Genomic DNA, 14,142 nt, shown 5'->3' on the forward strand with positions numbered 1-14,142 from the left:
TACCAGGATGGATCAAACACAGTGAATGGTTATGTGGTAGGTGTTAGAACTGGATCAGCTTTGGGTGATGCTGCAGATCCAACCAATGATGGTTATGATCATCTAAGGAATGCAGAACATGTTGGAACAGTTATTCAAGATGCTGATTCTGATGCTGAAAATCCAACACCAGTATTGATTTCTATTGAGATAACAACCTTACCAACCAAAACAAATTATTTGGTTGGGGAGTCCTTGGATCTTACTGGAATAGTTGTGACAGGATCATTTAGTGGTGGATCAAGTGGAACTGTTGATGTAACAGTGGATGATGTAACTGGATTTGATAGTTCAGCATCAGCAGCATCCCAAACACTTACAGTAACCGTTGATGGTTGCACTGATACATTTGATGTAACTATAAGCTGATTGTCAGTAATGACCAAATACAAAGGGGAACAAGGGGATCAGTCCTTTGTCCCCCTTAATTGTAGAAGGGTGGTGATTTAAGCAATGAAAGATATTGAAACAGAGATTAAACAAAATGTATTAGAGATCATTAAAATCATCAAGAATGAATATCCAGGATCACCTTCCTTGGAAAAAACAAAATTAACAATCAAGGAATTTCAGAAATCTTTGAAAATCATATCTGATCCCAAAATACCTTTGAAGAATCGTCAAGCGTTGGCACGTAAAGTAATGCCAATTCAAAGAGCAGTTAAAACCTTGAAAGGATCCATGCCTGAAAATAAGTTCTTCCTGTTCTATAAGAACGCTATTGAAGGGCAGTCTATTAAATCCTTGTCAATTGACTATGGGGTTGATACAAAGACGGTGAGAAGGGCAAGGAACCTGGCATATAAGCAATTATCAGTATTGCTTTATCCTGACTTGGTGATTGGTGAAATATTTATTGTAGGATGGTGATTCAGTGACGAATGAAGAATTAGTTGTGGACTATCAGAACGGAAATCAGGAAGCACTGGATCAATTGATCACACAAAATAAAGGCTTGGTGCATTACTTTGTAAAAAGATATTGTGGATTCTGTAAACAGTCATTTGTGGATGAAGATGATCTTGTTCAGGAAGGCTATATTGGTTTGATGAATGCAGCAAAGAAGTTTGATCCTGTAGTTGAAGGTGATGAACCTAAAATAAAGTTTTCTTCCTATGCTTATAAGGCAATCATGGGAAGGATCTTCAGAAGCGTGAATGACTACATACCAAGAGAAAAGAAATCAGATCTTGAAAGTGAACTGATCAATGTGAACAGCATCCAGGACTTTATTCCAGGTTCAGAGGATATAACTTTTGAAGATATGCTTGTGTATGAGAACGATATTTTTAAAACAATAAAAGATTTTGAACGTGCTTTTGATAATGAGATCCTGAAGCAAGATCTGCTGGATCTTTTTGAAAATGTATTTGGTAAGGAATTCACTGTTGATCTTTGTGATCCAGGCACAGTGTTAAATAAAGAAGCATTGCTGGACAAGCTGAAGGATGGGATCACACCAAAAGAAGTGATCCTGCTGCATTATGGATTGCTTGGAAAGAAAATGTCCTTTGCTTCCATATCAGAATATGTGGATCTATCGGTTGAAAGAATATCCATGATTGAATTGAAGGCACTTCAGACGATCAGAACAAGTGATTTTATAAGTGAATTCATTGATAGATATGGTTTTGAATTTGGGATCAATAAAGAAAAATGGTTTCAATCCCTTCAGGAAGCAACTTCCTTTGATGTGGTTGAAGATAGAATCAGTTCAATTGATGATTTGCTAGAAGAACTCATTTCATAGAAAGGTAGGTGAATGAATATGAATAGAAGATTTGAAGTGTATTTGAGAATGTTGTTTGTTAAGAGTAGTCTGAAAGCTTTATCAAAGAAGGGTGAACAAATGAAAAGTAAAGTAAGGGTGGAACTTCAAAGATCAATTAACAACGCTAACAATCCTTATACAGCTTCTTTGTTTAGTGAATGTTTAGCTTATTTCAATAAAAGGTGTGGTCATAATGGCTAAAAAATGGGGAAATGTTGATTACAGACAATTTGAAAAGCTGAAAAAAGAACTGGATAAATATGAAAGAGTTTATCAACAAGAATTCTTTGAAGCTGCAGCCAAGGAACTTGCAGCAAGGCTTCTTGCTAAGGTGATCAAAAGAACTCAACCTGGTGAATATCCAGCAAGTTCAGGAAAAAATGGTGGAACATTAAGACGTGGCTGGACAGCGCATAAGTCAAAAGGATTTGAGATAACTCAAATTGGAAACACCTATCAAATTGAGATCATCAACCCTGTTGAATACGCTTCTTATGTTGAATATGGACATAGGACAAGGGATCATAAGGGTTGGGTTCCTGGAAAATTCTATCTAACAAAGTCAGAAATTGAACTTGATGCTCAAGCACCAAAGATCCTGGAAAAGAAGCTTCAGAAATTCATAGAACAAATCTTTAACGACAGATAAAAAAAGGTGGTGATAAGTATGAATAAGAACATTGAAGTAATCAACAAGGATCTGCTGGCAGTTAAATTTTCATTGCTTCCACTGATCAAAGAAATTGACTATACACCTGATGAAGAAATACCGTTAAATATGCAACCTGGTGTTAATGCAGATGGTGGAATAATGATTCTAAACAAGGAATGTCCAGGCTTTAGAATATATAAAGAATGGATGCCGAAGATTATGAAAAAGAAAGACAAGCAACTAAAAAGAGAAATCAAGGCTGCTGAAGCATTAAAAAGTAAAACAGATTGGCAAATTACTTATTCTGCAATGCTTCAGGTGGAACTTGAAAGAAGATCAAAGAAAAGGGGTGATAAATAATGGCTACAATCAGAACAGCTATACAAATTACTGATGGTATGTCACCAGCTATTAAGTCCATGAATAAAGCCTTGAATATGACCATCAGCAGTTTTGAAGCACTTCAGAACGTGTCAGGAAGGGCAGTTGATACAAGTGCTATCCAGGCAGCAAGATCAGAGTTAAACAGGGCAGAAATGGCAATGAACAGCTTTGAACAAGAGATCAGGGAAGCTGATCAGGCACAGGAACAGTTCAACAATTCAGTTTCAGCTTCTTCAGGTATGCTTGGAAAACTTAAAAACCTTGCAGTTGGTTTTGGTGCAGCTTTCAGCGTGAAGAAGATCATTGATTTATCTGACAGCATGATACAGACAACAGCAAGACTGAACTTGATGAATGATGGACTTCAAACCACTGCAGAACTTCAAGACATGATCCTGGCATCAGCAAACAGATCCAGGGCATCTTATCAGACAACTGCAGATATAGTTGCCAAGTTAGGACAAAGGGCAGGGGATGCTTTCAGTTCTAATGAAGAAACCATTGCTTTTGCTGAAGCCTTGAATAAATCCTTTGTTATTGCAGGTGCAAGCCAACAGGAAATGGCTTCTGCAAGCTTACAGTTGACACAAGCACTTGGTTCAGGTGTCTTGCGTGGTGAAGAACTCAATGCAGTGTTTGAATCAGCACCAAACGTGATTCAGACCATTGCAGATTATATGGATGTTCCAATTGGACAGATCAGGAATATGGCTTCAGAAGGAATGATCACTGCTGATATAGTCAAGAATGCAATGCTAAGTGCAGGAAGTGATATTGATTCAACCTTTAAAGAAATGCCAATGACCTTTAGTCAAATAGGTACATTGATCAGCAATAACTTGATCCAAACTTTTGAACCTGCAATCCAATTGATTGGTAGGGGTGCAGCTTGGATTGGTGAAAACCTTGATTTGGTCATTCCAGTTGTTTATGGTTTGGCTGGTGCTGCTGCAACTTATGCTGCAGTGTTAGGTGTTCAGGCAGCTGCTGCATGGGCAGCCAAGGTTGCACAGGATGGACTGAACCTGTCCTTACTGGCGAACCCTGCAATGTGGATTGCACTGGCAATTGGTGTCCTTATAGGGATGATCTATAAATGGGTTCAATCCGTTGGTGGTTTGGAAGTTGCCTGGAAGATTGCAATGAATGGGATCCTGACTGCTTGGGATTGGGTGAAGATAGGATTTTTCACAGGTGTGTATTGGATCCTGGATCTTTGGGATAAGATGAAGCTTGGGATGATGACTGCTGGAACAGGTATTGCAAACTTCATGGGTGACATGAAAGCAAATGTCCTGATGATCCTTCAGAACATGGTCAATGGTGCCATAGACATCATAAATGGTTTCATAGGCACTTTGAACAAGATCCCTGGTGTTTCTATCGACACCATCAACAATGTCACGTTTGGAACCAATGCACAGCTTCAGAATGAAGCAGAAAAGACTGCAAGGGAAGCAGCACTTGATGCTTACAGAAGTGAAATTGAATCAGGTATGGCTGATCGTGATGCAAAGCTGATCCAAATGCAGAATGATGCAAGGACAGCAACTGCAGCAAGACAAGCTGAAATTGATATTGCAAAAGCTGAAGCACTTGCAAAACAAAGTGATCCAGGTGGATTTGCTTTTGATGATATGGCTTATGATATGTCAGACACAGCTTCAAACACAGCAAAGATGGCAAATTCAATGGATGCAAGTGAAGAAGAATTGAAATATTTGCGTGAAATGGCTGAACAGGAAGCTATTAATAGATTTACAATAGCAGAAATCAAAGTGGATATGGGTGGAATCGTCAATCAGGTAAGCAGTGAAACAGATCTTGATGGAATGGTTGAGTATCTTGAAGAAAAGCTTTATGAAACCATGCTTGTATCAGCTAGTCAAAGTGTACACCTATAAAACAATTGAACCCTTGGTTAAGTCCAGGGGTTCTTTTTAATTTGTAAAACTATGGTATAATTATAACAAGGGTTCAGAAAGCCTTTCTAAGACGTTTTTAAGTCATGGGTATAGATTTATATAGGCAAAGCCAAAGGAAGCTAATTTGGACAAGTTGGAAGGGTAGGTGGAAGCATTATGTCACAACCAAGACCAAGCTTCTTTGATTCACCATATTTTGTTGAAGAATATGGGAATTGGCATCTGAAAGATGATGCACCTGAAGAATTGAAGAAGGAATTTGAATCATACATGAAAGAATCAGTTTTAGTGATTGAAGGTGAAGAAGATGAAAATTGAAATGAATGTTGATGAAAAGCAACTTAGTGATCTTATAATAAATCAACTGAAGAAGCAAAGCCTTATTGGTTCAGATCAGAATATAACAGTAATCTATAATGCTGAATCAAAGGATGTGCTTTATACAGTGACAGAAGTCGCTGAATTGATTAAATCCAATCAATCCTATGTCTATGATCTAATCAAGGCAGGATTGCTTCCAGCACTGAAGCTTGGATCAATGAAGATCACCAGGAAGGATCTATTGGCTTTCCTGGATAAATACAAAGGACATGATCTTGCTGATCCATATAATATAAAAGTTCTTGATAAAAGAAACGAATAAAAAACCACCTGGACGATAATTCCAAGTGGTTTTTTTAATGCTATTCTTCAGGATCAGGAACATATTCCATTATGTCACCAGGTTGACAGTTCAAAGCCTGGCAGATCTTATCAATTACATCCAGGGAAACTGTCTTGTGTGCTGAAAGTTTTGCAACAGTGGCTGATGAAATACCAGTCATTGACTGAAGATCCCCTTTTGATATTTCCTTTCTGTTTAGCTGATCCATCAGCTTATAAAATTTAATTGCCATGTGATCCATCCTTTCAATCAAGTTAGGTTCTTGAACTTATTATACAATTGATATTTATATATGTAAAGAAATATATATATAGTTAAAGAAAAATGTTGACAACCTAAATATTGTGTCGTAAAATGTATTTAATAACACAAAGAAATATTTAATAAGTTAAAGAAAAAAGAGGTTGATGATTATATGGGTTATATTGAAATTGATTTTGATAGGATAAAAGGTTATTCAAATTTATCTGAAGTGGCAAAGGAACATTTTGTGAAAATCTATAAAAGGCACAATTCAGGTCAAGGATCAGATTACAAAGAAGGATGGACACCAAAGAAGGTCAAGGAACATAGATCATTTCTTGAAGTTCATTTCAAGAATGGCGAATGGCTACACTTTTATCCCAATGGTACTTGGGGTTAAAATAAGAAAGGGGAATGGATATGTTTGTAATTTTTAATCATGAGAAGTTGGAAGCAAGGATCAATGAAATGTATGGTGATATGGTGGCTTTTGGGAAGCTGCTTGGTATGACAAAGCAAAGGATCAATTCAAGACTGAAGAGTGCAACTGAATTCACTGCAGCAGAAATTGAAAAGGCTGCTGATCTGCTGAAGATACCTGCTGAAGAAATTCATATATATTTCTTTGAACCTAAAGTGATCAGACGTTAATCATAATAAAAGGATGTTCTTGAATGGAACATCCTTTTATTATACAATCTATTTAAAATAACCCTGATTGCAAGGCTGACATACATGATACTTGTGATACGGAAATGATACACATAATTCTTGAAGCGTGAAAAAATCATTGATTTTAATGAAACCAGTGACATGAAATGCACTGTTTGCAAGGGTTGATAATACTGATAAAATAAAATTGACAGAGTGGGAGTAATGACAAGAAACCCCGAATACCCTTTGAATGTGATTTGGTTTTTGAAGTCATAGAAGGAGGTGCTTATAATGAATTTTGAAGAGTATAAGAAGAGAGCTTTTGAAAAAGATCCTGAACTATATGAAGAATACAAAGCTTTAGAGCCAGAGTACGAAATTATTAAACAGATTATTAAAGCGCGTGGCGACTTAAACCTAACGCAGAAAGAGTTAGCGGAAAGGATAGGGGTTAAGCAAAGTAATATAAGTAGGCTTGAAAGTGGTGACTATAATCCTTCATTGGATTTTCTTAAAAAAGTTGCAAAAGGTCTTGGTAAAGAGCTTCATATAGAATTCAGATAAGATTTAGGGAGTTGCTGTATGGCTGGGAAAGCAATAAAACAGCTTTCTTTTATACAGAGGCAGTAAAAAAACCCTCAAAGGTCTTGTTTAAACAAGACCTTTAAGGGTTTTTCTTAGATAAAGCAATAATAATTCTTATGGAAAGAAGTTTCTTTGTATTTAATTGTTTACAACATTAGTTGGATTCCCATTAAGATATGCACTGAGATTGTTTATGGCAATATTCATTAATCTAATACGAGATTCTATAGCTGCTCCAGATAGATGAGGAGTGATAATGCAGTTTTTAGCCTTTAATAACGGATTGCTCTCTAAAATTGGCTCCTTTGACACCACATCCACAGCTGCACCGTATATTTTTCCACTCTCAAGTGCCTCCACTAAATCCTCCTCAACAATTAAGCCACCTCTTGAGTTGTTCACAAGCATAACCCCATCCTTCATCTTAGCAATGTTGTTCTTATTTATAATTCCTTTTGAGCTGCTGGTTAAGGCACAATGCAATACAATTACATCCGACTCCCTCAGAAGCCTTTCAAGATCGGTGTACTGAAGGCTTTCGGTAACTATAGATACATCTTGATACTCATCATAGGCAAGAACCCTCATACCTAGCCCTTGGGCAATCCTAGCTGTAGCCTTTCCGATTCTCCCTAATCCAATTATCCCCATAGTTTTGTCGGCTAACTCAATTAAGGGATAGTTTGAAAAAGAGTAGTCAGGACAATTGGTCCATTGTCCTTCCTTTACCGCCCTATCGTGATCTCCAATGCGATGACATAGCTCTAATAAAAGGGCAATAGCTGTTTGAGCTACAGCATTGGTACCATAGCCAGGAACATTTGATACAATAATTCCCTTCTCCTTTGCTGCCTGAATATCTACAATATTAAAGCCTGTAGCTAAAACACCAATATATTTTAAATTTGTTGATGCTTCAATTATTTCTCTAGTTATGGGCGTTTTATTTGTAAAAACAAACCCTGCATTTCCAATTCTCTCAATAATAAGCTCTTTGTCTTGGGGATTCAAAGTGGTTCTGTCATAAACCTTTAAATCTCCGAATTTTTTTAAGCCCTCCCAGCTCAAGTCCCCTGGATTAAGGGTATAACCATCAAGCACAACCATTTTCATTCTGTTTCCTCCTCAAAATTTTAATGTATAAAGAACTGTTTATCATAAAACAGATAAATATAGTTATTATATAGAAGCAAAAACCGTACCAAAGGTGGCATACGGTTTTTTCAATGTTATCCTTTATTTTGTTTCACATTACACAATAATGAAACATACACGTTCCATAATATGAAACACATATGTTTCCTTCAATCTTATAGTTTTTTGTTTTGATCTTGTTTTATGGTTTTGATTTATCTTTTCATTCAACATTGCTTTTAAAGTTATTTTTAACTCTTAACTCTTAACTCTTAATTAAGGTTTGTAATTTTCAATTTTGCATTTTCAATTATGCTTATGTTTAATTGTTTAAGGTTTTAATCTTTTCCATTCAACATTTAACATTCAACATTCAACATTGCATTTATATTTTTAATCTTTAGTCTTTTATCTTTTTACTCTTAACTCTTAACTCTTAATTCTTAATTAAGGTTTGTAATTTTCCATTTTCAATTTTTAATTTAATGATTTAAGGTTTTTGATTCATCTTTTCCATTCAACATTGCTTTTAAAGTTATTTTTAACTCTTAACTCTTAACTCTTAATTCTTAACTAAGATTTGTAATTTTCAATTTTCCATTTTCATTTTTCAATTTTGATTTGTAACTTTTCACTTTTATCTTTTAACTTTCAACCCGCCTTTTAGTGGAGGTTATACTTTTTCATCCTTCTCCAAAGGGTTGTTCTTGATATACCTAAATCCTTTGCGGTAAAATTTATACTTCCTCTGTTAGCCTCTAGGGCCTTAATAATCTGTTGCTTTTCTGTCATACCCCTAGTATTCCCCATCTCAAGCTCTTGATTATCTTCTTCTATTGAAGGGTTTGAGGTTGGGAATGAAAGACTTGTGTCAATAGCGAAAAATTTGTTTTTCACCTCACATAATTCAATATCAATTTTTTTTGAAATAACCATTAGTCTTTCAATAAAATTTTTCAACTCCCTAACATTTCCTGGCCAATGGTAAGTGGATAAATATTGCAATATATCCTCCTTTAGGTTGATGCAGGGCTTACCAAATTCCTTGCTGTAGAAATAAATAAAGTCTTTTATAAGATAGGGAATATCTTCCCTTCTATGCCTTAGAGGTGGAAGCTGTAATGTCAATACATTAATTCGGTAATATAGGTCCTCTCTAAAATGCTTTTTAAAAATAAGGCTTTGAAGATTTTTATTTGTTGCAGCAATAATCCTTACATCAATGGGGATAACCTTATGGTCTCCAATCCTCCTGATTTGCTTTTCTTGTATAACCCTTAAAAGTCTACCCTGTGCCACGGGATTCATTTCTGATATTTCATCGAGAAAAATAGTCCCTCCATGGGCCCATTCGAAAAGTCCTCGCTTGCCCTTTTTGTCGGCTCCAGTAAAGGAAGCCGGTGCATATCCAAACAGCTCCGATTCCAGTAGGCTTTCGGGAAAGGCTGCACAGTTTACTGCAACAAAAGGCCCTAATGCCCTAGGGCTACTATTATGAATGCTTTGAGCTATAACCTCCTTACCTGTTCCTGTTTCACCTTCTATTAAATGGTTGAATCAACCTTGGCGTACTCCTTTGCAATTTCAATTACTTCCTTAGATTTTTGACTGTAGCTAACCATATCCTCGAAGGTATAATTGGCCGAAAAACCTGAAGAAAGAGCATCTCTTCTAATTTTTTCCTCCATCTGCTGTATTCTATTGATGTCATGAAGCATTACAACACCATCAGTAACTTCATTATTTACTTTAATAGGTATTTTAGAAACCATCATCTTCTTATCATTTATGCTTTTGACTACTTCAACCTCTCCAACTCCACTATCTAAAACCTCCATAAGCTCGAATTGAGGAAAAGCATCATCGATGTGCTTACCAACAATATCCTCGCCTTTTGCTTTTAAAAGCTTTTCTGCCGACGAATTAAAGGTATTTATTAAACCATTTTTATCAAAGGAAAAGATTCCGTCTCGTGAATTTTCAACTATCCCTTTAAATCTTGCTCCCCTCTTTTTTTCCTCCTTAGTGGCCTTGGCCACTTTTATTCCTTCCTTTATTGCTTTTATAATTGAGGACTTGCCGGTTTTAAAAACTATTGTTTTAAAGCCATATTTAGGACCATAACGGGCAATAATACCACCGCCAATAATCACTCTATTGGAGCTGGACTTCTTTAGGTCAATAATTTTTTCTTCTACTTCCTTTTCATTGTCAACCTCAATAATGTTAATGCTTCTTTCGGTAATATCAGTAAAATCTCTGCAAACACTTAGCATATTTTGAAAGGCTATAATGGTAATTTTACTGTCACATTCTTCAGCATCCTTCAATGAATCATAAATATCCCTTACGGTTAAAGGAATGGATATAGAAGGTATCTGAATTCCTGCACTTTTAAATAAGAGCTTTGTACCACTCCTAGCAATAAGCACGTCAAAGTCAAGGGATTCATATTTCTTTGCTAAATCAAGTCCTATTTTCATAGACCCTTCTTCAACAACAATATGCTCTTGAAACTCTTCAGCAGCTAACTTAGTTGTCTCAACTAAATCCTTTGGTACAATTACAGCTATTTTTATCATTGGTATCCCCCTCATACATTAAAGCTTAAAATAGTAGGTCAGACCTTAAATATTATGAGTTGCCGCGGATTAGGAAGCATGTAGCATTCTTTAAAATATTTTACCCCTTTATTATAAGCTAAAATACAGTTTACTTAAAATCAAAGTCATATATAAAGTAATATATCTCCTGTGGCTAAAGCTGTTTCTTTATAATGAATATACAAGATAATTATCTTACAAATTACAATAAAAATCTACTAGAAGCATCAATAAAGTTAAAAAAGCATTAGACCCGATAAGCTGTGGGCTAATGCTATATTACGAAGAATGTAATTGTTAAACCTGTCATTGAAGGGGACTGTTAGCATATTTCTCCTTTTATTGCAGCCTTAGCTACACTCAGAGGTGATGCAAGGTAAATCTCTGCCTCCTTAGCACCTATTCTTCCAGGAGAATTACGAACAGTGGTTGTGATAGCAACATCATCACAGGACAATACACCAAAGTGCTTACCTGGGCAGGGGCCACAACCTGGTGGCATAATAACAGCACCGCTGCTTCTCAAAATTGAGGTTAAGCCAAGCTGATCCATTTTATTAGCAATTTTAATAGAAGCAGGAGTAACAATAAGTGTTACATCATGGTGGACATGGTTATTCCTCAAAACATCTGCCACTGTAACAATATCCTCTATACGTCCAGAAGAGCATCCCCCTATAATGGCAACAGTAATTTTTTTTCCCAATAAAGCTTTAATAGGATAAACAGAAGTAGGCTTCGGTGGAACAGCTATCATTGGTTCTATCGTGCTTATATCTATATCTATCACTGTTCCTTCAAAATCTGAATCCTTAGGTGCCATGAAGGCAGTTGCTACACCTGCTTCAGGAAGCAGGTTGCATATGGTCATTCTGCTGTCTATGCTAATTTTCTCAATAAATGGCCCCCTTAAAGCAACCCCTTTACCTTTAATAGCCTCCCCATAGGCTCCTAATATATAAAGAGCCACATCCCTAGCCATTGTCTCTGGCCTTAAGCTTCCATCTAAATGGAGGGTAATAACCTCTGGAACCTTTAACTGATAGCTGCTGGTTTCTAAAACTGGAACAAGCTCTTCACCAGATACCGAAAAGCCAATTCCGCCGAAAGCCCCAGAAGTAGCCACATGACCGTCGGCCCCTACAATAATCATTCCTGGTTGTATATCAATAGTTTCAGCAGCTACCTGATGTAAAACTCCCTCTCCTTTATTATATAGCTTTATATTTCTTTCTTTACAGACCTCTGCCATCCCCTTTTGCTGAGCACGATCCTGTATAGTGGGAGGGGGGAAGGCATGATCTACTGTAATTAATACCTTATTGGCCTCCCCCACTCTAGCTTGGTCTTGTTTTAATGCTGCATAAATCTTAGGCCAGGTTCCATCGTGGGCCATAATCAAATGGGCCTTTATGCTAATACTTTGTCCTGTAGCCACTTCGGGTAAAGAAGCAGCCTTGGCCAGGGAATCCATAAAATGTTTCAAATCTACCCAATCCTTTCCCATTATTTAATGGTGATTTGTTACCGTATTCCTATAAGGGTGAACAATATCCAGCAAATAAGTGCTCCAACCACTGACATTGATAAGCCCCATATCATCATTCCCTTATATATTGGTCTTCTGTCGATATGATCAGGAGCCCCTGAAATGAAGACTGCACCTGTGGTGGAAAGGGGACTCATGTCTGTTAAGTGACCTGCAACTACAATTGTAGAAATTAAAGCAGGTAATGCTTCGGGAGGAGCTCCAATTTGGTTTAAAACTAGTGGTGCCAATGGTAGAAAGGCTGGCATAATAATACCTGAGGTACTGGCATATGCAGAAACAAGAGCAGCGAAGAATCCTACTACTAGAGTAACTGTGAATGGAGTTGACAAGTTTGACATAATTTGTGCAAATAAATCCATACCACCTATGTTAGACATAAGCTTAACTAACACTGTTACTCCTGTTACCAGCATAATAGCACTCCAAGGAATAGCTTTAAAGGTTTCCTTCTCGTTACCTGCCTTCATTAGTATAAGGATAGAACCGATTAGGAAGGATGTAAAACCAATGTCAAGCTTAAATAAAAGAACAGTAGTAATCAAAATTGCAATTCCACAAATGGTGGCAAGCTGTTGATAATTAAAGGGCTCAACCTTAGTGTTTGCTAAAGCCCTTACTTTTTCATTATCCTTCACCTTCCAAAGCTTTAGTCCTCCAAATAACACATAAGCAACTGCAGCTACAATAACGTGAACAACCAGCATATCCATCCAAAGACTCATTTCCATTCCTGTTATTCCCATCTCGGCTAAAACACTGTTACCTACAATACCGTTTTGGGCCAGTGGAGACATAGCACCTGCCTGAGCACCATTACCAACAACAAGTGCCATTAAAAGAGGAGAAATTCCAACATCAACAGCTAAAACCATAACAGGAGCTGCTAGTAAAGCAGAAATGGATACCTGTCCTGGACCGAGGGATGCAAGGACAAATGCCAAGAAAAATAAGACAATAGGAAGCAGTGCTACTTTACCTTTAACCATTTTAACGGAGTACATTGTTATTTTATTAAGGGTTCCGTTAGTTTGGGCAATACCGAATAAAAAGGTAACTCCAGCCAGCATTAAAAAAAGCTTGGTGGGATAACCTGCTATTAAGTCCTTAACACTTATACCCCCTATAAAATTGCCTATTACCAATGCTAAACCAAGGGAAAGTGTTCCGAGGTTAACGTTTTTCCAAATACTAATTACAATTGCTAATGCCAGTACAATTAGAGAAAGTACATCTAAATTATTAGATAAAAACTCCATCATTTAATCCCCCTTTAGATTTTGTGTAATTCTAATTTTAAACATAAAAGCAGGTAATCCTGTTAGGATTCTTCTATACAATCAACTCCCTTCGAACCTCTTTAAATTAATTCCCATAAAATAGTACTAATTCCCCTTGATAGTTTTTTTTTTAACAATCCTATACTAATGCAAAACCTGTGCCAAAAGGATTAATCTCTAGCTTCGTTGAAAACTCGTTATGGTACTCTCCTAGTGAAACCTATTAGTTTCTAATTGGTTCAACTAATGAAACCAAAATGTTCCATTAGTAATAAGGTTAAGTCTTAGGCTGGGTATTAAATATATAGATCTTAAAATCCTAAGCCCTCAATAAGAGCTAAAAACAAAGAACTAAAATATATAAAATTTATTAATAGTTCGATATATAGCAAATAAATATATAAAAATACATAATAATATTCGAAAAAATGTTGACCTTTAAAATACCTTCTGTTATTATTATGTTGTAGCTACTCAAATATGAATAATATACTCGTATAATGTCGATAATATGGTTCGACAGTCTCTACAGGATAGCCGTAAACTATTCTACTATGGGTGAAAGAGTACCTAGGGTTCCGTCTTTTCAAAGAGCTGGTCCGAGCGGTACTGGCATATACTTATGCTACACCGAGGGGTTAAAAACCCGGACGGATAGG

General features: G+C 36.5%; 17 protein-coding genes and 1 riboswitch. Of the genes, 11 read left to right on the forward strand and 6 right to left on the reverse strand.

Annotation, left to right across the window (positions count from 1 at the left end; genetic code table 11):
• The first annotated feature begins 21 nt into the window (after nt 1–21).
• From F8154_RS08900 to F8154_RS08930, 8 genes are all read left to right on the forward strand, one after another.
• Complete coding sequence (locus tag F8154_RS08900) at nt 22–408, forward strand: bacterial Ig-like domain-containing protein (protein WP_192930219.1); 387 nt, start codon at nt 22–24, stop codon at nt 406–408.
• 84 nt (nt 409–492) lie between these two features.
• Entirely contained in the window at nt 493–909 is a 417-nt protein-coding gene (locus tag F8154_RS08905) for a hypothetical protein (protein ID WP_151861269.1), read from the forward strand.
• A gap of 4 nt (nt 910–913) precedes the next feature.
• Nucleotides 914–1,789: a sigma-70 family RNA polymerase sigma factor gene (locus F8154_RS08910; RefSeq protein WP_151861270.1), complete on the forward strand. Its 876-nt coding sequence runs from the start codon at nt 914–916 to the stop codon at nt 1,787–1,789.
• A 214-nt stretch (nt 1,790–2,003) separates the two neighbouring features.
• Nucleotides 2,004–2,459, forward strand: a complete 456-nt coding sequence (locus F8154_RS08915; RefSeq protein WP_151861271.1) for an HK97 gp10 family phage protein — start codon at nt 2,004–2,006, stop codon at nt 2,457–2,459.
• Nucleotides 2,460–2,477: 18 nt separating this feature from the next.
• Nucleotides 2,478–2,822: a hypothetical protein gene (locus F8154_RS08920; RefSeq protein ID WP_151861272.1), complete on the forward strand. Its 345-nt coding sequence runs from the start codon at nt 2,478–2,480 to the stop codon at nt 2,820–2,822.
• Nucleotides 2,822–4,750: a tape measure protein gene (locus tag F8154_RS08925; RefSeq protein ID WP_151861273.1), complete on the forward strand. Its 1,929-nt coding sequence runs from the start codon at nt 2,822–2,824 to the stop codon at nt 4,748–4,750. The genes F8154_RS08920 and F8154_RS08925 overlap by 1 nt, the downstream gene beginning before the upstream one ends.
• A gap of 177 nt (nt 4,751–4,927) precedes the next feature.
• Nucleotides 4,928–5,089 carry a hypothetical protein gene (locus tag F8154_RS15080; RefSeq protein WP_192930220.1) on the forward strand — a complete coding sequence of 54 codons (162 nt, stop codon included), beginning with the start codon at nt 4,928–4,930 and terminating at the stop codon, nt 5,087–5,089.
• A complete protein-coding gene (locus tag F8154_RS08930) occupies nt 5,079–5,414 on the forward strand; it encodes a helix-turn-helix domain-containing protein (RefSeq protein WP_330577868.1) in 336 nt (111 codons plus the stop codon). The genes F8154_RS15080 and F8154_RS08930 overlap by 11 nt, the downstream gene beginning before the upstream one ends.
• Nucleotides 5,415–5,454: 40 nt before the next feature.
• Here F8154_RS08930 and F8154_RS08935 read toward each other — a convergent pair whose 3' ends face one another.
• Entirely contained in the window at nt 5,455–5,667 is a 213-nt protein-coding gene (locus F8154_RS08935; protein ID WP_151861274.1) for a helix-turn-helix domain-containing protein, read from the reverse strand.
• 183 nt (nt 5,668–5,850) lie between these two features.
• On the opposite strand from F8154_RS08935, the gene F8154_RS08940 reads away from it, so the two are divergent.
• From F8154_RS08940 to F8154_RS08950, 3 genes are all read left to right on the forward strand, one after another.
• Nucleotides 5,851–6,078, forward strand: coding sequence for a hypothetical protein (locus F8154_RS08940; RefSeq protein WP_151861275.1), 228 nt, complete (start codon nt 5,851–5,853; stop codon nt 6,076–6,078).
• Between the two features lie 20 nt (nt 6,079–6,098).
• Nucleotides 6,099–6,329 (forward strand): DUF739 family protein, encoded by a 231-nt coding sequence (locus F8154_RS08945; protein WP_279237175.1) that lies wholly within the window; start codon nt 6,099–6,101, stop codon nt 6,327–6,329.
• A gap of 294 nt (nt 6,330–6,623) precedes the next feature.
• Nucleotides 6,624–6,896: a helix-turn-helix domain-containing protein gene (locus F8154_RS08950; protein ID WP_151861277.1), complete on the forward strand. Its 273-nt coding sequence runs from the start codon at nt 6,624–6,626 to the stop codon at nt 6,894–6,896.
• Between the two features lie 159 nt (nt 6,897–7,055).
• Here F8154_RS08950 and F8154_RS08955 read toward each other — a convergent pair whose 3' ends face one another.
• The 5 genes from F8154_RS08955 to F8154_RS08975 all read right to left on the reverse strand — a co-directional run bounded on the left by F8154_RS08955 (nt 7,056) and on the right by F8154_RS08975 (nt 13,465).
• Nucleotides 7,056–8,030 (reverse strand): D-2-hydroxyacid dehydrogenase, encoded by a 975-nt coding sequence (locus tag F8154_RS08955; protein ID WP_151861278.1) that lies wholly within the window; start codon nt 8,028–8,030, stop codon nt 7,056–7,058.
• A gap of 684 nt (nt 8,031–8,714) precedes the next feature.
• Nucleotides 8,715–9,596, reverse strand: a complete 882-nt coding sequence (locus F8154_RS08960) for a sigma-54 interaction domain-containing protein (protein ID WP_151861279.1) — start codon at nt 9,594–9,596, stop codon at nt 8,715–8,717.
• Complete coding sequence (locus F8154_RS08965; RefSeq protein WP_192930222.1) at nt 9,596–10,633, reverse strand: PrpR N-terminal domain-containing protein; 1,038 nt, start codon at nt 10,631–10,633, stop codon at nt 9,596–9,598. The genes F8154_RS08960 and F8154_RS08965 overlap by 1 nt, the downstream gene beginning before the upstream one ends.
• 343 nt (nt 10,634–10,976) lie before the next feature.
• Nucleotides 10,977–12,128: an aconitase family protein gene (locus tag F8154_RS08970; RefSeq protein ID WP_151861297.1), complete on the reverse strand. Its 1,152-nt coding sequence runs from the start codon at nt 12,126–12,128 to the stop codon at nt 10,977–10,979.
• Between the two features lie 50 nt (nt 12,129–12,178).
• Nucleotides 12,179–13,465, reverse strand: a complete 1,287-nt coding sequence (locus F8154_RS08975; protein WP_151861281.1) for an SLC13 family permease — start codon at nt 13,463–13,465, stop codon at nt 12,179–12,181.
• Between the two features lie 491 nt (nt 13,466–13,956).
• Nucleotides 13,957–14,058: riboswitch (purine riboswitch) on the forward strand.
• Nucleotides 14,059–14,142: the final 84 nt, after the last annotated feature.

It is taken from the genome of Alkaliphilus pronyensis, assembly GCF_009017275.1.
In the GTDB taxonomy this organism is placed as follows: domain Bacteria; phylum Bacillota; class Clostridia; order Peptostreptococcales; family Natronincolaceae; genus Alkaliphilus_C; species Alkaliphilus_C pronyensis.

What these genes read in the sequence shown, in the direction of transcription:
- F8154_RS08955 (WP_151861278.1), bottom strand. Translation starts at nt 8,030, where the DNA reads ATGAAAATGGTTGTGCTTGATGGTTATACCCTTAATCCAGGGGACTTG.
- F8154_RS08935 (WP_151861274.1), bottom strand. Translation starts at nt 5,667, where the DNA reads ATGGCAATTAAATTTTATAAGCTGATGGATCAGCTAAACAGAAAGGAA.
- F8154_RS08970 (WP_151861297.1), bottom strand. Translation starts at nt 12,128, where the DNA reads ATGGATTCCCTGGCCAAGGCTGCTTCTTTACCCGAAGTGGCTACAGGA.
- F8154_RS15080 (WP_192930220.1), top strand. Translation starts at nt 4,928, where the DNA reads ATGTCACAACCAAGACCAAGCTTCTTTGATTCACCATATTTTGTTGAA.
- F8154_RS08925 (WP_151861273.1), top strand. Translation starts at nt 2,822, where the DNA reads ATGGCTACAATCAGAACAGCTATACAAATTACTGATGGTATGTCACCA.
- F8154_RS08945 (WP_279237175.1), top strand. Translation starts at nt 6,099, where the DNA reads ATGTTTGTAATTTTTAATCATGAGAAGTTGGAAGCAAGGATCAATGAA.
- F8154_RS08940 (WP_151861275.1), top strand. Translation starts at nt 5,851, where the DNA reads ATGGGTTATATTGAAATTGATTTTGATAGGATAAAAGGTTATTCAAAT.
- F8154_RS08920 (WP_151861272.1), top strand. Translation starts at nt 2,478, where the DNA reads ATGAATAAGAACATTGAAGTAATCAACAAGGATCTGCTGGCAGTTAAA.
- F8154_RS08950 (WP_151861277.1), top strand. Translation starts at nt 6,624, where the DNA reads ATGAATTTTGAAGAGTATAAGAAGAGAGCTTTTGAAAAAGATCCTGAA.
- F8154_RS08905 (WP_151861269.1), top strand. Translation starts at nt 493, where the DNA reads ATGAAAGATATTGAAACAGAGATTAAACAAAATGTATTAGAGATCATT.
- F8154_RS08965 (WP_192930222.1), bottom strand. Translation starts at nt 10,633, where the DNA reads ATGATAAAAATAGCTGTAATTGTACCAAAGGATTTAGTTGAGACAACT.
- F8154_RS08975 (WP_151861281.1), bottom strand. Translation starts at nt 13,465, where the DNA reads ATGATGGAGTTTTTATCTAATAATTTAGATGTACTTTCTCTAATTGTA.
- F8154_RS08930 (WP_330577868.1), top strand. Translation starts at nt 5,079, where the DNA reads ATGAAAATTGAAATGAATGTTGATGAAAAGCAACTTAGTGATCTTATA.
- F8154_RS08915 (WP_151861271.1), top strand. Translation starts at nt 2,004, where the DNA reads ATGGCTAAAAAATGGGGAAATGTTGATTACAGACAATTTGAAAAGCTG.